21 protein-coding genes and 1 tRNA gene are annotated in these 17,550 nt (G+C 68.4%); 13 read left to right on the top strand and 9 right to left on the bottom strand.

Translation table 11 applies throughout. From position 1 onward, the window contains the following. Positions 1-12: 12 nt before the first annotated feature. The 3 genes from H8B22_RS12690 (at position 13) to H8B22_RS12700 (ending at position 1,307) form a co-directional block, all read left to right on the top strand. Complete coding sequence (locus H8B22_RS12690) at positions 13-285, top strand: hypothetical protein (protein WP_187711767.1); 273 nt, start codon at positions 13-15, stop codon at positions 283-285. Positions 286-332: 47 nt separating this feature from the next. Continuing rightward, the gene (locus tag H8B22_RS12695) at positions 333-845 is read left to right on the top strand and encodes a GNAT family N-acetyltransferase (protein WP_187711768.1); all 513 of its coding nucleotides are present in this window, start codon (positions 333-335) and stop codon (positions 843-845) included. Between the two features lie 81 nt (positions 846-926). Next, positions 927-1,307, top strand: a complete 381-nt coding sequence (locus H8B22_RS12700; RefSeq protein WP_187711769.1) for a VOC family protein — start codon at positions 927-929, stop codon at positions 1,305-1,307. A 60-nt stretch (positions 1,308-1,367) separates the two neighbouring features. Here the strand turns inward: H8B22_RS12700 and H8B22_RS12705 are convergent, their stop codons facing one another. The 6 genes from H8B22_RS12705 to H8B22_RS12730 all read right to left on the bottom strand — a co-directional run bounded on the left by H8B22_RS12705 (position 1,368) and on the right by H8B22_RS12730 (position 6,303). Next, complete coding sequence (locus tag H8B22_RS12705; RefSeq protein ID WP_187711770.1) at positions 1,368-2,216, bottom strand: alpha/beta hydrolase family protein; 849 nt, start codon at positions 2,214-2,216, stop codon at positions 1,368-1,370. Then, complete coding sequence (gene thiD, locus H8B22_RS12710) at positions 2,213-3,007, bottom strand: bifunctional hydroxymethylpyrimidine kinase/phosphomethylpyrimidine kinase (RefSeq protein ID WP_187711771.1); 795 nt, start codon at positions 3,005-3,007, stop codon at positions 2,213-2,215. Before thiD ends, H8B22_RS12705 begins: the two co-directional genes overlap by 4 nt. After that, on the bottom strand, positions 3,004-3,684 hold the full coding sequence (locus H8B22_RS12715; protein WP_187711772.1) for a YoaK family protein: 681 nt from the start codon (positions 3,682-3,684) through the stop codon (positions 3,004-3,006). Before H8B22_RS12715 ends, thiD begins: the two co-directional genes overlap by 4 nt. Before the next feature lie 7 nt (positions 3,685-3,691). After that, a complete protein-coding gene (locus tag H8B22_RS12720; protein WP_187711773.1) occupies positions 3,692-5,089 on the bottom strand; it encodes a PhoH family protein in 1,398 nt (465 codons plus the stop codon). A gap of 82 nt (positions 5,090-5,171) precedes the next feature. Beyond that, positions 5,172-5,657 carry a peroxiredoxin gene (locus H8B22_RS12725; RefSeq protein ID WP_187711774.1) on the bottom strand — a complete coding sequence of 162 codons (486 nt, stop codon included), beginning with the start codon at positions 5,655-5,657 and terminating at the stop codon, positions 5,172-5,174. An 85-nt stretch (positions 5,658-5,742) separates the two neighbouring features. Beyond that, on the bottom strand, positions 5,743-6,303 hold the full coding sequence (locus tag H8B22_RS12730; protein ID WP_187711775.1) for a glycine cleavage system protein R: 561 nt from the start codon (positions 6,301-6,303) through the stop codon (positions 5,743-5,745). Between the two features lie 243 nt (positions 6,304-6,546). Between H8B22_RS12730 and dapA the strand changes: the two genes are divergently transcribed. Next, a complete protein-coding gene (gene dapA, locus H8B22_RS12735; protein ID WP_187711776.1) occupies positions 6,547-7,446 on the top strand; it encodes a 4-hydroxy-tetrahydrodipicolinate synthase in 900 nt (299 codons plus the stop codon). 13 nt (positions 7,447-7,459) lie between these two features. Further along, a complete protein-coding gene (locus H8B22_RS12740; protein ID WP_407060854.1) occupies positions 7,460-7,975 on the top strand; it encodes a hypothetical protein in 516 nt (171 codons plus the stop codon). A 77-nt stretch (positions 7,976-8,052) separates the two neighbouring features. Here the strand turns inward: H8B22_RS12740 and fdxA are convergent, their stop codons facing one another. Together fdxA and H8B22_RS12750 are read right to left on the bottom strand one after the other, a co-directional pair. Continuing rightward, a complete protein-coding gene (gene fdxA, locus H8B22_RS12745; RefSeq protein WP_187711778.1) occupies positions 8,053-8,376 on the bottom strand; it encodes a ferredoxin FdxA in 324 nt (107 codons plus the stop codon). A 170-nt stretch (positions 8,377-8,546) separates the two neighbouring features. Next, positions 8,547-8,622 (bottom strand) — tRNA-Glu (locus H8B22_RS12750). A gap of 134 nt (positions 8,623-8,756) precedes the next feature. On the opposite strand from H8B22_RS12750, the gene pcnB reads away from it, so the two are divergent. The 6 genes from pcnB to pgi all read left to right on the top strand — a co-directional run bounded on the left by pcnB (position 8,757) and on the right by pgi (position 14,340). Next, the gene (gene pcnB / locus H8B22_RS12755; protein WP_187711779.1) at positions 8,757-10,088 is read left to right on the top strand and encodes a polynucleotide adenylyltransferase PcnB; all 1,332 of its coding nucleotides are present in this window, start codon (positions 8,757-8,759) and stop codon (positions 10,086-10,088) included. Next, positions 10,085-10,579, top strand: a complete 495-nt coding sequence (gene folK / locus H8B22_RS12760; protein WP_187711780.1) for a 2-amino-4-hydroxy-6-hydroxymethyldihydropteridine diphosphokinase — start codon at positions 10,085-10,087, stop codon at positions 10,577-10,579. Before pcnB ends, folK begins: the two co-directional genes overlap by 4 nt. A 4-nt stretch (positions 10,580-10,583) precedes the next feature. Then, positions 10,584-11,402 (top strand): 3-methyl-2-oxobutanoate hydroxymethyltransferase, encoded by an 819-nt coding sequence (gene panB, locus H8B22_RS12765; RefSeq protein WP_187711781.1) that lies wholly within the window; start codon positions 10,584-10,586, stop codon positions 11,400-11,402. Between the two features lie 24 nt (positions 11,403-11,426). Further along, entirely contained in the window at positions 11,427-12,272 is an 846-nt protein-coding gene (panC, locus tag H8B22_RS12770; protein ID WP_187711782.1) for a pantoate--beta-alanine ligase, read from the top strand. Between the two features lie 149 nt (positions 12,273-12,421). Next, positions 12,422-12,805 carry an aspartate 1-decarboxylase gene (panD, locus tag H8B22_RS12775; RefSeq protein ID WP_056130033.1) on the top strand — a complete coding sequence of 128 codons (384 nt, stop codon included), beginning with the start codon at positions 12,422-12,424 and terminating at the stop codon, positions 12,803-12,805. 8 nt (positions 12,806-12,813) lie between these two features. After that, a complete protein-coding gene (pgi, locus tag H8B22_RS12780) occupies positions 12,814-14,340 on the top strand; it encodes a glucose-6-phosphate isomerase (protein ID WP_187711783.1) in 1,527 nt (508 codons plus the stop codon). A 30-nt stretch (positions 14,341-14,370) separates the two neighbouring features. Here the strand turns inward: pgi and queG are convergent, their stop codons facing one another. Then, on the bottom strand, positions 14,371-15,447 hold the full coding sequence (queG, locus tag H8B22_RS12785; protein ID WP_187711784.1) for a tRNA epoxyqueuosine(34) reductase QueG: 1,077 nt from the start codon (positions 15,445-15,447) through the stop codon (positions 14,371-14,373). Between the two features lie 24 nt (positions 15,448-15,471). Between queG and H8B22_RS12790 the strand changes: the two genes are divergently transcribed. Continuing rightward, the gene (locus H8B22_RS12790) at positions 15,472-16,956 is read left to right on the top strand and encodes an NAD(P)H-hydrate dehydratase (protein ID WP_187711785.1); all 1,485 of its coding nucleotides are present in this window, start codon (positions 15,472-15,474) and stop codon (positions 16,954-16,956) included. Positions 16,957-16,961: 5 nt separating this feature from the next. Further along, a complete protein-coding gene (tsaE, locus tag H8B22_RS12795) occupies positions 16,962-17,435 on the top strand; it encodes a tRNA (adenosine(37)-N6)-threonylcarbamoyltransferase complex ATPase subunit type 1 TsaE (protein WP_187713651.1) in 474 nt (157 codons plus the stop codon). Positions 17,436-17,550: the final 115 nt, after the last annotated feature.

The following is a 17,550-nucleotide window of genomic DNA, read 5'->3' on the forward strand; positions in this document are numbered from 1 at the left end:
AGTCTCGTACCCATGAAACTTGTCGGAACAAAGACGCGGATTCTCGGCTGGACACTGGCGGCAAGCCCGGTCGCCTGCTTCCTGGCCGGCAAGCTTGTTCGACTGGTCAATCATTGCGACCTTGCCTCTGCAAGCGAGTGCTATACCCCTGCGGCCTGGGCGCACGGCTGGGAAGGTTTGGCCTTCATCTGCTTGTTCTCGCTCGCGCCTCTGGGCATCTTGGCGCTAGTCGCGGAGCGCCTGGCGCGCTGGCATTTGCGCTGGAGCGCCAGGGAACCCAAGTAAGCCGGAGCCGCTTCTCGACTTCCAATTCATGCGTCAGGCCAAAGCCCATGCCGTACGTTGTGCAAACCGAAGCCATCGAGCTCGCGCAGATCGATCTGGTCAATCTCCATCGGTTGGCCGCTTCGGAGCCCGTCGATTTCGGTGGCGTGCATCTATTCGAAGGGGCGCTTCCGCCGCCTCATGTCGTATCCCGCGCCCTGGCGCAGTTGCAGCTTGGTACCCCGGCGCTCTGGTGCGTGCCATTCCTGATCATTTCCCGCGCACGCCGGGCGGCTCTCGGTGGTTGCACATTCAAGACCATGCCCGTTGATGGCACGGTCGAGATCGGTTACGGAGTCGCCGCGAGCGAAAGAGGGCGTGGCGTTGCGACCGCGGCAATTCGAGAGCTTCTGCAGATGGCGGCCCTGAGCGGGCTGGTCCAGGAGGTTGTGGCCCACATCGTCCCGGACAATGTCGCGTCTTCCAGGGTGGTATCGCGTCTTGGGTTCACGCCGGGTGAGCGGATCCTCGAGCCGGATGGAGAGACGGTTGTGCGCTGGTCCTGGCGCGTCGCAAGCTGACAGTTCATCCAAGCCGAAGTCGCTTCGCGATCCGGCCAAGGCGTTAGACCGCAGAAAGTGCTGACACCCATGGAGCATGCAATGCAACGTGTTACCGGAATTGGCGGAATCTTCTTCAAGTCGGCAGACCCCAAAGCGCTGGGCGCGTGGTATCGCGACCACCTCGGTCTCGACGTGACCGAATGGGGCGGCGCGGTGTTCCAATGGGGCGGTGCGGACAGCCCGCCGGGCATGACCATCTGGAGTCCGTTCGCGCAGGACACGGGCTACATGGCGCCGAGTTCCGCGTCCTTCATGATCAATTTCCGTGTCGCGGACCTGGACAACCTGCTCGGCGCGTTGCGCGCGGAAGGCTGCAATGTCGTCGACAAGACCGAAGCGTCCGAACACGGCAAGTTCGGTTGGGTGATCGATCCGGAAGGCAACAAGGTCGAGCTCTGGCAACCGCCCGAAGGCCAATAAGCAGCGCGTTGCGCTCCGACCTTTCGCTCGAGTCGCGACGACTTCGCAACGCGGCTTGATTCAGGCGTCCTGCGCTGCGAGTCGATCGATGACCGCCTGCGGCTGCTTCATCCATGCGAAGTGGTCGGCACGTGCATGCAACGCGCGCGAGTCCAGGCACTCGATCCGATGGGAAGAGCGCGGCAGTTTCGAGAGCAGGAAGCGGGTCGAGCTGGCGGGGGCGAGCCAGTCCCTGCCCAGCACTACGGCGTGCGCGTCGACCCGGACCGGCGCCATGGCCGCCTCGAGATCCGCATCCAGGCCGCGTGCGGCATAGCGGCCGCTCAGGGCGCTGCGTGCCCAGTCGTGGATCAGGCTGCGCGATTCGTTGCCGCCGAAGCCGATGCGGTGGCCGGGCAGGTAGCCACGACGATCCGCCAGCCAGGGCAGGAAGCGGTAGGCCATCGGCAACCACCAGCGGCTGCGCGGCGGGAAGGCGCGCCAGTACGGCGAGCCGCTCGCCACCAGCCACAGACGCGTCGCGCTGTCGGGGTTCAGGCCCAGGTGGCAACACGCCAGCTGTCCGCCCAGGCTGTGTCCGCCGATGATCTGCGGTAGACCGTGCAGGTGCTGCGTCATGACGGCTGTACTGGCGGGCAGGTCGAGTTCGAGCACCTCGCGGTAGCCCCAGTCGTGCTGGCGCGATGGACGCAGGCTGCTGGTGCCGTTGCCGCGCCAGTCGTGGATGAAGGTGGCGATGCCGCGCTGCGCGAGTCCCAGCGCGAAGGGCAGGTAGTGCCGGGCGGCCACGCCCATCGCCGGCAGCCACAGCAGCCGCGCCCGCGGTTGCTCGGGTACGACGGCCAGGAGCTTCCAGTGGTGGCCGTCGCCGGCTTCGACGTGGAGCTTGTGCAGGGGGAGCTCGCTCATCGCGGCGCGGCGCCGAAATGGTCGAGCACCACGATGTCGCTACGACCCGGGCGGTAACCCGATTGCAGCGCCGCGTGCACGTAATCGCCGGCCGCGCGGCAGGCATCGGCGAGCGCCAGCCCGCGACACAGGTTGGCAGCCACCGCCGAGGCCAGCGTGCAGCCGGTGCCGTGCGCTTCGAGCTGGAAGCGGGGATGCCGGTATGTGGTCATGCCGTTCGCATCGGCAAGCAGGTCGACGACATCACCGTCGTCGGCCAGGTGCCCGCCCTTGAGCAACACGGCGCGCACGCCCGTGCGCAGCAGCGCGGCGCTGGCTTCGCGCATCGCGTCGTGGGTGGCGATCGGCGTGCCAAGCAGGAGTTCGGCCTCGGGAAGGTTGGGCGTGACCACGGTCGCCAGCGGCAGCAAGCGCTGGCGCAGCGCGTCCAGCGCCGCAGGCTCGAGCAGGCGCGCTCCAGAGGTGGCGACCATCACCGGGTCGAGCACGACGTGGCGCGGTGCATGGCGTTCCAGCGCGTCGGCGACGGCGTGGATCACCTCGGCCGTGGCGAGCATGCCCAGCTTCACCGCGCCGATCCCGAAATCGTCGAAGCAGGCGTCGATCTGCGCGCGCAGGAAGGCGGTCGATGGCACCTCCACCGCGGTGACGCCGCGGGTGTGCTGTGCCGTCAGCGCGGCGATCGCGCTCAAGCCGTGCACGCGATGTGCCGCGAATGTCTTGAGGTCGGCCTGGATGCCGGCGCCGCCGCCCGAGTCCGAGCCGGCGATCGTGAGCGCGCAGGGGGTCATGCGATGCCCCTGCCGTGCAGCGATTGCCATTGCCGGTAGAGCACGTAGCCGGCGCCGACCAGCCCGGTCAGCGTTGCCGGAACGAGCAGGGCGAGGTAGCCGACGCGGGCGAACAGCAGCGCGCCGAAGATGCCTCCGGCCAGGAAGCAGGAAATGATCAGCGCACACAGCAGCAGCCGTCGACGCTGCAGGGGCATGCCCCGTAGTGCGTGGCCCAGGCCGATGCCGAGGTCGGTGAACATGCCGCTCAGGTGGCTGGTGCGGATCACCGCGCCGCTGTAGGTCGTCGCCATGGCGTTCTGCAAACCGCACGCCATCGCCGCGAGCAGGGCACCGGCAAGCTGTTGCCGCTGGAACAAGGGCACGGCGAGCACCAGCAGCACCGATTCGATCGCCAGGGCGACCCCGTAGCGACGTCCAAGCCGGAGCGTGCTGTCCTGGATGATCATCCCGCTCAGCGCGGCGCCGGCCATGAAGGCCGCCGCCACGCCGAGCAGGTGCATCGCCGAGCGCAGATCCGCGGACGCCACCGCCGCGCCGAACAGCGTCGTCGTGCCGGTGAGGTGCGTCACGGCCTGGTGCTCGAAGCCGAGATAGCCCACGACGTTGATCATGCCCGCGACGCACGCGAGCGCACCCGCGCCGATCCACACCCAGCGTGGCAGTTGCACACCCATCCGCGCGTTACAGCACTTCGGACGCGTAATCGGCCAGGCGCGAACGCTCGCCGCGGCGCAGGGTCACGTGCGCGCTGTGCGCCCAACCCTTGAAGCGGTCGACGGCATAGGTCAGGCCCGACGTGGTTTCGGTGAGGTAGGGCGTGTCGATCTGCTCGACGTTGCCCAGGCACACGATCTTGGTGCCGGGACCCGCACGCGTGATCAGCGTCTTCATCTGCTTGGGCGTGAGGTTCTGCGCCTCGTCCAGGATCAGCCAGCGGCTGAGGAAGGTGCGGCCGCGCATGAAGTTGAGCGAACGGATCTTGATGCGCGAGGCGAGCAGGTCATTCGTCGCCGCGCGGCCCCAGCTGCCGCCTTCCGGGTTGTGCGTGAGCACTTCCAGGTTGTCGGTCAGCGCGCCCATCCACGGCGTCATCTTTTCCTCTTCGGTGCCGGGCAGGAAGCCGATGTCCTCGCCGACGCTCACCGTCGCGCGGGTCATGATGATCTCGCGGTAGCGCTGCTGGTCCATCGTCTGCGCCAGGCCTGCGGCGAGCGCGAGCAGCGTCTTGCCGGTGCCGGCGGTGCCGAGCAGGGTGACGAAGTCGATTTCCGGATCCATCAGCGCGTTGAGCGCGAAGTTCTGCTCGCGGTTGCGCGCGGTGATGCCCCACACGGCGTGCTGGTTGTGGCGGTAGTCGTCGACGATCTGCAGGATCACGCGTTCGCCTTCGACGTGCGCGACCTTCATTTCGGCTTCGTCGTCGCCGGGCAGGTACAGGAACTGGTTCGGGTACCAGTCGTCGTCCTCGTGGCGGCGGATCTCGTAGAACGTGCGGCCCTTTTCGGTCCACGAACGCAGGTCCTTGCCGTACTTCTGCCAGAAATCTTCCGGCAGCGCGGTCGAGCCGGTGTACAGCAGGCTGAAATCGTCCAGCGCGCGGTCGTTCTCGTAGTCCTCCGAGTCGATGCCGGCGATCGACGCCTTGATGCGCAGGTTGATGTCCTTGGAGACGAACACCACCGGTGCGCCCGGCTCGGCTTCCTTGAGCGCGAGGATGGCGCCGAGGATGTGGTTGTCCGGGATGACCGCGCCGAAGCGCTTGCCCGAGTCGAAGTCGCGCGTCTGGAAACGCAGCTTGCCGATGCTCTGCGCGCCGCGCAGCTGCAGGCCTTGCGGGCGGGAGAGCGGAATGCCCTCGGAAATCGACTTCGTGCCGTGGCTTTCGACCAGCTCGTTGAGGAAACGGCTGACCTGGCGCGCGTTGCGGCTGGCTTCGGTATTGCCCTTCTTGCCGTTGTCCAGTTCTTCGATCACCTGCATCGGCAGGTAGACATCGTGCTCCTCGAATTTGAACAGCGCGGTGGGATCGTGCATGAGCACGTTGGTGTCGAGGACGTAGATGCGCTTGCTTCGGGTCATCGTGCTTTCCGGGAGGGCGAACAGCAGCAGGCCACCACAGGCCCGCGGAGCGGGGTGGTGGGGTCGTTGAAACGCAGGGTGATCACTTCGTTGTGGCAGCCTTGAGGGCGTCGTGCACGGCCTGAGCGTGGCCGGGGACTTTCACCGGGCGCCATGACTGGACGATGACGCCTTTGGGATCGATCAGGAAGGTGCTGCGCTCGATGCCGACGTAGTCGCGGCCGTAGAGCTTCTTCGGCTTGATCACGCCGAAGGCGTTGCACAGGGCCTCATCGACGTCGCTGACCAGGTCGAACTTGAAGCCCTGCTTGGTGCAGAAGTTCTGGTGCGACTTGATCGAGTCGCGCGAGACGCCGAGCACGGTGGCGCCGAGCTTCTTGAACTTCGGCAGCAGCGCATTGAAGTCCAGGCCCTCGGTGGTGCAGCCGGGCGTGCTGTCCTTCGGATAGAAGTACAGGACCAGCCAGTGGCCCTTGTAGTCGGAGAGGCGGCCTTGCGTGCCGCTGGACGCGGCGCTGTTCGAAAGCACGATGGGCAGGTCGGGAATCTTGTCGCCAGTGTCCAGCATCGGTTTCTCTGCTCGTTGCACCGGCATGCCGGTGCGGTCTTGCTTGGTGCCCAGCGTGCCGGACTTGGTCCGGCACCGCAACCACTCAGAACTTCATCGGATCCATGATCGCGTCGAGGTTAAGGTGATCGCAGAATTCGAGGAAGTCATCGCGCAGCGCAGCAATGTGCATGCTCGCCGGCACGCCGATCGTCACCTGCGCGGAAAACATGTCGGCGCCGGTCTGCATGGCGCGGTAGCGCGAGCAGTGCAGGCTCTCGATCGTGATGCCCTGGCGGTCGAAGAAATCGGCCAGCTGGAACAGGATGCCGGGCTTGTCGGCGGCTACGACTTCGACCACGTACGGCAGCAGGTTGGACTGCTGCTGCTTGGGGCCGGTCCGGTACCAGTTGAGCTTGAGGCCTTCCTCGCGCTCCAGGCGCGTGAGCATCGCTTCCAGCTTGGCGACGGCGTCCCACGGGCCGACGGCCAGCGCGGTCACGGAAACGTCGCGGCCGACCGTGGACAGGCGTGCGTCGACGAGGTTGCAGCCACTGTCCGTGATCCGTCGGGTCACCGACAGCAGCGGCGACTCCGGATGCGTCGTGTAGGCGTTGATCAGGAGGTGGTTCTCGTTCGGCGACGGCCGGGGAGCGTTATCGGTCAAGGCGGCGCCTGGGCGTTGGGGGCGGAATGCCCGGATCGTTGGAGCGGGCTCTGGGAGCCGGGCCGCCGTCGGCAGCGGACCGGGGCCAGCATACTTGCCCGCGGTTTCGCGCCGCAAGTAACATTCAGGTGAATTTTGCGAGCCTGTTGGCCGCTTTCAGCACCGCGTGACACGGCCGTGGACGGCCTCGCTGCGCTTCGTCAGCATCATCTCCCCAGCAACACCCACCCAAGGCTTACCGACTTGCGACTTTCCGGCAGCATTACCGCGTTGGCGACACCCTTTGGCGCCGCTGGCGAACTGGACCTGGATGCGTGGCAGCGCCTGCTGCAGCAACAGCTCGATGGCGGCACGCAGGCCGTCGTCGTCGCCGGCTCCACCGGCGAGGCCGCCGCGCTCTACGACGCGGAATTCGACCTGCTGCTGCGCAGCGCCGTCGAATTCATCGCCGGTCGCATCCCGGTGTTGGCCGGCACGGGGATGTCGAACACCGCCAAGACCATCGAACAGACGCGCCGCGCCGCCGCGCTGGGCGCCGACGCGGCCCTGGTGGTCACCCCGCCTTACGTGCGGCCGACGCAAGCCGGCCTGGTCGCGCACTACCGCGCGATCGCCGACGACGATGCGCTGCCGATCGTGCTGTACAACGTGCCCGGCCGCACCGGCGGCGACCTGTTGCCGGAAACCGTGGCGGAACTGTGCGGCCACCCGCGCATCGTCGCCATCAAGGAAGCGCGCGTCGAAGCGGAACGGATGGCTGCATTGCTCGCACTGAAGGGCAGCGGTTTCGCCGTGCTCAGCGGCGACGATCCCACCGCGTGCCGCGCGATGCTCGCCGGCGCCGACGGCGTGATTTCCGTCGCGTCCAACGTGTTGCCCGCATCCATGCGCCGCCTGTGCGACCTCGCCCGTGCAGGCAAGGCGGATGCGGCGCGCGAACTGGACGCGCAGCTGCAGCCGTCCTTCGACTTCATGGGCGTCGAGCCCAATCCGATCCCGGTGAAGGCGGTGCTGGCGTTGCAGGGGATCGGCCATGGCCTGCGCCTGCCGCTGCTGCCGCTGTCGACCGCCCATGCGGATGCGGCTGCCACGATTGCCATGCGCGTGCGTGAGCTCGAACAAGCCTGTGCCGCAGCCGCCTGAACCACGTCATTTCCTGGAGAACACCATGCGCCTGACCCGTTACGCCACCATCGCCCTCGTGTCGGCCGCCCTGCTGGCGACCTCGGGTTGCAGCTGGTTCCGCAAGGAAGACAAGCTCTACGCCGGCGATGCCAACAGCCGTCCGCTGGAAGTCCCGCCCGACCTCGACATGCCGCGCACCGACGGCGCGGTCGCGATCCCCGGCGCCTCGGCGACGGCCTCCGCGTCCGCATCGGCGGCCCCGGTGGCGGGCGTCTCGAACGGGTTCACCGTGGCCGGCAGCCGCGATGACGCCTTCACCAAGGTCGGCGACGCGCTCGCCACGATGGACGGACTCACCATCGCCAGCCGCGCGCAGCTGCTGGGCGTCTATGACGTCGGCTACGAAGGCAGCAACTTCCTCGTGCGCGTCAGCACGGTGGAGGCGGGTGCCTATGTCGCGGCGGTCGATCCTCGCGGCCAGCCGGCAACCGGCGAAGCCGCGGTGAAGGCCATCACGGCGCTGAAGGCCGCGCTGGGTGGCAACTGATCCGGGCCTGAGGCTCAAATGAAAAACGGGCGCCTGGGCGCCCGTTTTTTTGTCCGCGTTGCCGGCGTCGGCCTGGCTTACCGCTCCAGCAGGTCGAGCTTGCCGGGCTTGCCTTCCCATTCCTTCGCGTCGGCAAGGGCGTCCTTGCGCGTGGTGATCACCGGCCACGCCTTGGCGAGTTCGGCGTTCAGGGCGACGAACGATTCCTGGCCCGCCGGCACGTCGTCTTCCGGGTAGATCGCGTTCACCGGGCACTCCGGCTCGCACAGGGTGCAGTCGATGCACTCGTCCGGATCGATCACGAGGAAGTTGGGACCTTCGTGGAAGCAGTCGACCGGACACACCTCGACGCAGTCGGTGTACTTGCACTTGATGCAGTTCTCGGTGACGACGAAGGGCATGGTCGGGGCTTCCGTGGGCGATCAAAAGTGCGCAGGTAGTTTAACGATTCGCGGCCTGGGCCAGGCAAGCCGCGTAGAACAAGCCGACGGGGGCCACCCGTCGGGAAACAAAAAACCCGGCAGCGCCGGGTTTCTGTTCAAGGCCCTATCTCAATCGGGCCTTGCGGATATGGCGCTCCCTACGGGATTCGAACCCGTGTTTTAGCCTTGAGAGGGCCACGTCCTAGGCCTCTAGACGAAGGGAGCTGAGTCGCTTGCTTCGTGCGCCCGGCAATCCACCTGAACGCAGGCTGTTAGTATACGCAAGCCCCACGCCACCCGGCAATTGGCGGTACGAATACATGTTGATCCTTCCGGCAGGGACCGCGGCACCAAACTAGATGTCCGAACTCCACACCATCCATCCCACGCTGCGGGTGATCCCGCGCGAAGAGCACAACGTCTCCCGCCGGGACGTGAGCCCCAACGCCCTGCGCGTCCTCTATCGGCTGCGCGAAGGCGGCTTCGGCGCCTATCTCGTCGGCGGCGCGGTCCGCGACCTGCTCGTGGGCGGGCATCCCAAGGACTTCGACGTCGCCACCGACGCCACGCCCGAACAGGTCAAGCAGCTGTTCCGCAATTGCCGCCTGATCGGCCGCCGCTTCCGCCTGGCCCACGTCGTGTTCGGGCGCGAGATCATTGAAGTGGCCACCTTCCGCGCCAACGCCGACGACGGCAGCGGCGATCGCGAGACCCACGAAGGCGGTCGCGTGCTGCGCGACAACGTGTTCGGCTCGATCGAGGACGATGCGATCCGTCGCGACTTCACCGCCAACGCGCTGTACTACGCGATCGAGGATTTCTCGGTGCGCGATTACGTCGGCGGTTTCGAGGACGTGCGCAACCGCCTGATGCGCCTGATCGGCGATCCCGAGACCCGTTACCGCGAGGATCCGGTGCGGATGCTGCGCGCCGTGCGCCTCGCGGCGAAGCTCGATTTCCAGATCGAGGCGGCGACCGCCGAACCGATCCCGCGCCTGGCGTCGCTGCTGGGCGAGGCGGCGCCGGCGCGCTTGTTCGAGGAATGCCTGAAGATGTTCCTCACCGGGAACGCGGTGGCCAGCTTCGAAGGCCTGGAGCGCCTCGGCCTGCTCGACGTGCTGTTCCCGGAATCCGCACAGGCGCTGCATTCCAACCGCAGCGGCGCGCTGCGGCGCATGGTGATCGCCGGGTTGCGCGGCACCGATGCGCGCGTGGCCAACGACGAACCGGTGTCGCCGGCCTTCCTGTTCGCGCTGTTGCTGTGGCCGGCCTACTGCCGGGCGCTGGCGCAGTTGCAGAACGGCGGCATGCACGCCGCCGAGGCCGAGCGCCGCGCCGCCGACCGCGTCACCGTGCACCAGCTCAACACCATCGCGCTGCCGCGGCGCTTCTCGCTGCCGATGCAGGAAATCTGGTTGCTGCAGTCGCGCTTCTCGCTGCGCCAGCGCAAGCGCGTGTTCCGCCTGCTCTCGCATCCGCGCTTCCGCGCGGCGTTCGATTTCCTCAGCCTGCGCCTGGCGGCATCGAACGAGCACGCCGACGACGTCGCGTTCTGGCGCGAAGCCCAGCAGCAGCCGGGCGATGAACTGGCCGCACACCTCGATTCGCACCCGGTTGCGGGCGAAGCCAACGGTGCGCCACGCCGCCGCCGGCGCCGCCGTCGCGGCGGATCCGCGGCCGCGGGCGAGTGAACGGTTCCACCGTTGCCCTGATTGGATTGGGCGGCAACCTCGGGGATGCCGCGGCGACGCTGCGCCAGGCCCTCCAGGACCTCGATGCGCTGCCGGGCACGCGCTTGCTGCGCGCCTCGCGGCTGTATCGCAGCCGTGCCTGGGGCCGCACCGACCAGGCGGATTTCATCAACGCGGTGGCGATGATCGAAACGGCGCTGGGTGCGCGCGAGCTGCTCGACGCGATGCTGGGCATCGAGCACGCCGCGGGACGCGAGCGCCACGCCGACGAACGCTGGGGGCCGCGTACCCTGGACCTCGACCTGTTGTTGTACGGCGCCGCGGAGATCGACGAGCCCGGCCTGCGCGTCCCGCACCCGCACCTGCACGAACGCAGCTTTGCGCTGGTGCCGCTGGTTGAGATCGCCCCGGATGCGATGATTCCCGGCCTCGGTTCCGCGCGCGCCGCCTTGGCGCAGCTGGAACCTTCCGACATCGAAGCGATAGGCTGACCCGATGTATACCTCCACGCCGCAGGACAAGCCCTGGACCGTGCCGATGCTCGCCGACGCCAAGCGCGACGGCCGCAAGCTGGTGATGCTCACGGCCTACGACGCCAGCTTCGCCCGCACCTTCGATAGCGCCGGCACCGACCTCATCCTCGTCGGCGACTCGCTGGGCATGGTGGTGCAGGGGCACGACAGCACGCTGCCGGTGACGGTGGCGGACACCGTCTACCACGTGGCCTGCGTCGCGCGCGGCCTGTCGAAGGCGCTGCTCGTCGCCGACCTGCCGTTCCAGTCGGATGCGACGCCGGAACGCGCGTTGGACGCGGCAACCGCGCTGCTGCAGGCGGGCGCGGCGATGGTCAAGCTGGAGGGCGCCGGGCACAAGCTCGACGTCATCCGCTTCCTGGTCGAGCGCGAAATCCCGGTCTGCGCGCACCTGGGGCTGACCCCGCAATCGGTGCTGCGCCTGGGCGGCTACAAGGTGCAGGGGCGCGACGACGCCACCGCCGGCAAGCTGCGTGCGGATGCGCGCGCGGTGGCAGAGGCGGGCGCGGCCCTGCTGGTGCTCGAATGCGTGCCGACCGGCCTGGCGCAGACGATTACCGCGGAGCTGCCGATTCCGACGATCGGCATTGGCGCCGGCCCGCATTGCGACGGCCAGGTGCTGGTCCAGCACGACCTGCTCGGCGTCAACAGCGGCCACCGCCGGCCGAAGTTCGTGAAGGATTTCCTGGCCGAGGCCGGCACGATCGCCGGCGCCGTGACGGCCTACGCTTCCGCGGTGCGGGAAGGGCGCTTCCCGGACGCCGCGCATTCCTACGATTGACCGCCCGCGATTCACTGCACCCCCATGATTGAAGTCGTTACCGAACTGTCCGCGCTGCGCGGCCGCGTCGCGCAATGGCGCCGCGCCGGCAAGCGCGTCGCCTTCGTGCCCACGATGGGCAACCTGCACGCGGGCCATTTCTCGCTCATCGAACTGGCCCGCAGCCATGCCGACCACGTGGTCGCCAGCGTGTTCGTGAATCCCACGCAGTTCGGCCCCAACGAAGACTTCAGCCGCTATCCGCGCACGCCGGACGCCGATGCCGCTGGCCTCGAAGCCGCGGGCTGCGACCTGCTGTGGCTGCCCTCGGTCGAGGTGATGTACCCCTACGGCGTCGAGGCCACCGTGCACGTGGCCGTGCCGGGCGTCACCGCCACGCTGGAGGGTGCGCATCGCCCGGGCCATTTCGACGGCGTCGCAACCGTCGTCGCGCGCCTGTTCAACCAGGTGCAACCGGACGTGGCGGTGTTCGGATGCAAGGACTACCAGCAGCTGGCGGTGATCCAGTACCTGGTCGGCGACCTGGCGTTCCCGATCGAGATCGTTGCCGCCGAAACGCGCCGCGAGGCCGACGGCCTGGCGATGAGTTCGCGCAACCAGTACCTGTCGGCGGAAGAGCGCCCGGTGGCGGTGGAGATCAGCCGCTCCCTGCAGGCGATGCGGGAGGCCGTTCGCGGCGGCCAGCCACGCGAGCAGGTCGAGGCCGACGCGGTCGCGCGCCTGCAGGGCGCCGGCTTCGTGGTCGACTACGCGGTGGTCCGGGATCCGCAGCTCGCGCTGCCCGTGGACCGGCACGGCCCACGCGTGGCCCTGGTCGCCGCCCGGCTTGGCCGCACCCGCCTGATCGACAACCTCGAATTCGAGGCCTGAGCGAGCCGCCTCGGCAGGGCGCTCGCGCGGGCTGCCGAGGGGCGCGGCTTAATCCCGGGCAATGGGACGTGGCGTTCCATGTTGCACCGCGCCATGCGCTGCTAAACTTTGGCTTTCTCGCCGCCAAGCCCGGCGGCCGGAGACCGCAAATGCAACTGAACGTCCTCAAGGCCAAGATCCACCGCGCCAGCGTGACCCACGCCGAGCTGCACTACGAAGGCTCGTGCGCCATCGACGGCCGCCTGCTCGACATCTCGGGTATCCGCGAGTACGAGCAGATCCACATCTACAACGTCAACAACGGCGCCCGCTTCGTCACCTACGCCATCCGTGGCGAGGAAGGCAGCGGCGTGATCTCGGTGAACGGCGCCGCCGCCCACTGCGCGCAGCCGGGCGACCTGGTCATCATCTGCGCCTACGGCGTCTGCGACGAAGCCGAAGCGGCCAAGTACAAGCCGACCTGCGTCTACGTCGACCGCCAGAACCAGCTGACCCACACCAACCACTCCATGCCGCAGCAAGCCGCGGCCTGATCGCGTCCATGCCTGCTGCGCATCGGTTCGAGCAACTCGGGGCCCAGGCCGCGCGCCTGGCGGAAGTGGATCTGAAATCGATGCTGCAGGCCGACCCGGCCCGTGCAGGCGATTTTGCCGTGCGGGCCGGCCCGCTGTATGCCAGCTTCGCGCGCCAGGGCTACGACCGGGCGGCGCTGGACATCCTGTTCGACCAACTCGCGGCCGTCGACGGCCCGGGTCGGCTGCGCGCGTTGTTCGCCGGGGAAACGGTCAACCCGACCGAAGCCCGGCCGGCCCTGCACACTGCGCTGCGCGGCGACCTCACGCATGAAACGGTTGCCCGCGACGCACATGCGCAGGCGCAGGCCACACGCTCGCGGATGCGCGGACTGATCGCCGCACTCGCGGCCAGCGACGTCACCGACATCGTGAGCGTGGGCATCGGCGGTTCCGACCTCGGGCCGCGATTGGCGGTGGATGCGCTCTCGGCGCCGACCCCGGACCGCTTTCGCGTCCACTTCCTCTCCAATGTCGATGGCGCGGCGGCGCAACGCACGCTGGCCGGTCTCGACCCCGCACGCACGGCGGTGCTGCTGATCTCCAAGAGCTTCGGCACGCAGGAAACGCTGCTCAACGGCGCGATCCTGCGGCAGTGGCTGGGCGACGACGAGCGGTTGTATGCGATCACCGCGAACGCGGAACGCGCCGCGTCGACGTTCGCCATCGCCCCCGACCGCATCCTGCCGATGTGGGATTGGGTGGGTGGTCGCTATTCGCTGTGGTCGGCGGTTGGCCTGCCGATCGCGCTGGCGATCGGCGCGGACCGTTTCGACGAACTGCTTGCGGGTGCCGCGGAGATGGACGCGCACGTCCTCGATGCCGCTCCGCGCGACAACCTGGCCGCGTGGCATGCGCTGACCGCGATCTGGAACACCAACGCGCGCGGCCTCGCTACCCAGGCCGTGATGCCCTACGACGAACGCCTGAAGCTGCTGCCGAACTACCTGCAGCAACTGGTGATGGAAAGCCTCGGCAAGTCGGTAAAGCTCGACGGTTCGCCGGTCGGCGTGCAGACCGTGCCGGTGTGGTGGGGCGGCGTGGGCACCGATTCGCAGCACAGCTTCTTCCAGGCGCTGCACCAGGGCACGCAGATCGTGCCCGTCGACTTCATCGGCGTGGCGCGCGGCGACGATCCCTATCGCGAGAACCATGCCGCGCTGCTGTCGAACCTGCTTGGCCAGGCCGAAGCACTGGCGAACGGCCAGGCCAGCGCGGACCCGCACCGCGCCTATCCCGGCAACCGGCCGAGCACGATGATCCTGCTCGATTCGCTCACGCCGCGTTCGCTGGGTGCGCTGCTCGCGCTGTACGAGCACAGCGTCTACCTGCAGGCGCTGGTGTGGGGCATCAATCCGTTCGACCAGTTCGGCGTCGAGCTCGGCAAACAGGTCGCTAACCGCTTGTTGCCCGCGGTGCACGGTGAAGCCGTGGCCGACGACGTGGTAACGCGCGCGCTGCTGGCGGAACTGGTGAAGTTGAAGCCGGCCAAGTAAGAGCTGGCGAAGTAATCGGCTGGTAGGGCGCTACCGCGCGCCGTGGCGCGCCAGCGCCCATTCGACGTGCTCGCGCACGATCGCGTTGCCGCTGTCGCGTCGCGACTGCAACGCGGTAATGACTTCGGGCGAGGTCGGCGCATTGCCCAGCGCGATGGCGATGTTGCGCAGCCAGCGTTCATGGCCGCTGCGCCGGATCGCCGTGCCTTCGGTGCGCTGCAGGAATTCGGTTTCCTCCCACGCGAACAGCTCGGCCAGCGACGCCTCGTCGAGGTTGTTGCGCGCGCGGAAGTCGGGTTCGTCGGTGCGCTTGGCGAACTTGTTCCAGGGGCACACCAGCTGGCAGTCGTCGCAACCGAAGATGCGGTTGCCGATCAGCGGGCGCAGTTGCTCGTCGATCGCGCCTTCGTGCTCGATGGTGAGATAGGCGATGCAGCGGCGCGCATCCAGGCGGTGCGGCGCGACGATCGCCCGGGTCGGGCAGATGTCGATGCAGCGCACGCAGGTGCCGCAGTGCGCGCTCGCCGGCGCATCGACCGGCAGCGGCAGGTCGACGTAGATCTCGCCGAGGAAGAACCACGAGCCGCCGTCCTTGTCGATCAGGCAGGTGTGCTTGCCGATCCAGCCCAGGCCCGCGTTGCGGGCGAGCGCGCGTTCCAGCACGGGCGCGGAATCGACGAACACGCGATGGCCGAACGGACCGACCTCCTCCGCGATGCGGTCGGCCAGCTTCTGCAGGCGTTGCCGCATCAGCTTGTGGTAATCGCGGCCGAGCGCGTAACGCGCGACATAGGCGCGGGTGCCGTCGGCCAGCGTCTGCCAGGCTTCCTCGTCGTCGCGCCGGCCGTAGTCGAGGCCGACCGAGATCACCCGCAGCGTGCCCGGCACCAGGTCGTCGGGGCGCGCGCGCTTGTCGCCGTGCCGCGCCATCCAGTCCATCGAGCCGTACAGGCCCTGCGCGAGCCAGTCCCGCAGGTAGGCCTCGTCCTTGCCCAGTTCGATGCCGGCGATGCCGCAGCGCTGGAAACCGTACTCGCGCGCGAGGTCGCGGATGCGCGCGGCAAGCGCGGCATGGTCCGGTTCGGCGTGGGCAGCGGGGTGGCTCATGTGCACCAAGTATAAAATCCAGCGATGCCAGGCATTTTCCCCCTGTTCGATTGCGCCGCCCTGCGCGGCGTGGAAGGGCGCGCGGCCGCCGAGCTCGGCGACGCCTTCGAGTTGATGCGCCGGGCCGGGCAGGCCGCCTGGCGGGAACTGCTGGCCCATTGGCCCCAGGCGCAGCGGATCGTGGTGGTGTGCGGCCCCGGCAACAACGGCGGCGACGGTTACGTGCTTGCGCGCCATGCGCTCATGGCCGGGCGGCAGGTGGACGTGGTGCGTCTGGCGCAGCACGCGCCGCGCAGCGAGCTGGCGATGCGCGCGGCCGCGGATTACGAGGCCGCTGGTGGACGCGTGCAAACCTTCGAAGCAGGCCTGTCCCAAGCCGATGTGGTGATTGATGCGCTGTTCGGCATCGGTCTGTCGCGCGCACCGGATGTCGAAAGCACCGCGCTGATCGAGGCCATCAACCGGCACGATGCGCCGGTGTTTTCGCTCGACGCGCCCAGCGGCGTGGATTGCGATCGCGGCAGCGTGCCGGGCACGGCCGTATTCGCGGCGCGGACGCTGGAATTCATCGCAAGCAAGACCGGATTGCACACCGGTGCCGCGCTGGATCATGTCGGCATCACGGCGCTGGCAACGCTGGAACTGTCGCCACACCACATCGGCGGAGCCGCGCCGGCGGCCGAGCTGGTCGAAGCGTCGCAGCTGGCGCGCTGGTTGCAGCCGCGTCGCCGCGATTCGCACAAGGGTTCCAACGGCCGCGTGTTGTGCGTCGGCGGCGACCACGGTGGCGGCGGCGCGATCCTGCTGTGCGCGGAAGCGGCGCTGCGTTGCGGCGCGGGTCTGGTCGATGTCGCCACGCGGCCGCAGCACGTGACGGCGTTGCTGACCCGCACGCCGGAAGTATTGGCGCATGCGCTGGACGACAGCGCCGGCTTCGCTGCACTGCTGGAAAAAGCCGGTGTCGTGGCGCTCGGGCCCGGGCTGGGGCAGGGCGCGTGGGGCCGCGCGCTGCAACAGCAATGCCTCGCCAGCGGCAAGGCGCTGGTGCTGGACGCGGATGCACTCAACCTGCTCGCGTCTTCGCAGACGCCGCTGCCGGACGATTCGATCATCACGCCCCACCCAGGCGAAGCCGCGCGCCTGCTCGATTCAACCGTTGTGCAGGTGCAGGTCGACCGCTGCCGCGCCGCGCGCGAACTCGCCGCGCGCTACCGCTGCACCGTGGTGCTGAAGGGCGCGGGCAGCATCGTCGCCGCGCCGGACCGGCTGCCCTGCGTGATCGGCGCCGGCAACCCGGGCATGGCGACGGGTGGCATGGGCGACGTACTCACCGGCACGATCGCCGCATTGCGCGCGCAGGGACTGCCGGCCTTCGACGCCGCCTGCGCTGGTGCCTTGCTGCATGCGGCAGCCGGCGACGCGGCCGCGGATAATGGCGAACGTGGCCTGCTGCCTTCGGATTTGATGCCGTGGCTGCGCCGATTCGCCAACGCAGGAACCATTCCGTGATTCCGATGCTGCTTGAAGACACCGAGGCCACGAATGCATTGGGCGGTGCGCTCGCGCGCACGCGGCCCGTGCGCGGCGTGGTGCACCTGCATGGCGACCTGGGCGCCGGCAAGTCCACGCTCGCGCGCGCGTTGCTGCGCGAACTGGGCGTGACCGGTGCGATCCGCAGCCCGACCTACACGCTGGTGGAGCGCTACCCGCTACCGGGTGGCGGCGAAGCCTGGCACCTCGACCTGTACCGCATCGGCGACGGTGCCGAGCTGGAGTTCCTGGGGCTCGACAGCGACGAGGCCACCCTGTGGCTGGTGGAATGGCCCGAGCGCGGTGGCGGTTTCCTGCCCACCCCCGATCTGCGGCTGGACCTGGAGGTCGCGGGCCATGGCCGGCAGGCGAGCGTGATCGCGGTCACGGAAGCCGGGCGGGAGTGGCTGGCGCGTTTGCAGGCGGTAAAAACCACCGAAGTTGCAACCGACTCCTGAATGCTTCCAGAGGAAAGAGCGCCAGGTGCCGGATTCGTAAGGGAAAAGTGCTTGACGAATGCGATCGCCGATGCTTGACTACGGCCCATGCGCGTATCGGGGGCGACCGTCCAGA

This window comes from Lysobacter terrestris, from assembly GCF_014489475.1.
Taxonomy (GTDB): Bacteria; Pseudomonadota; Gammaproteobacteria; order Xanthomonadales; family Xanthomonadaceae; genus Agrilutibacter; species Agrilutibacter terrestris.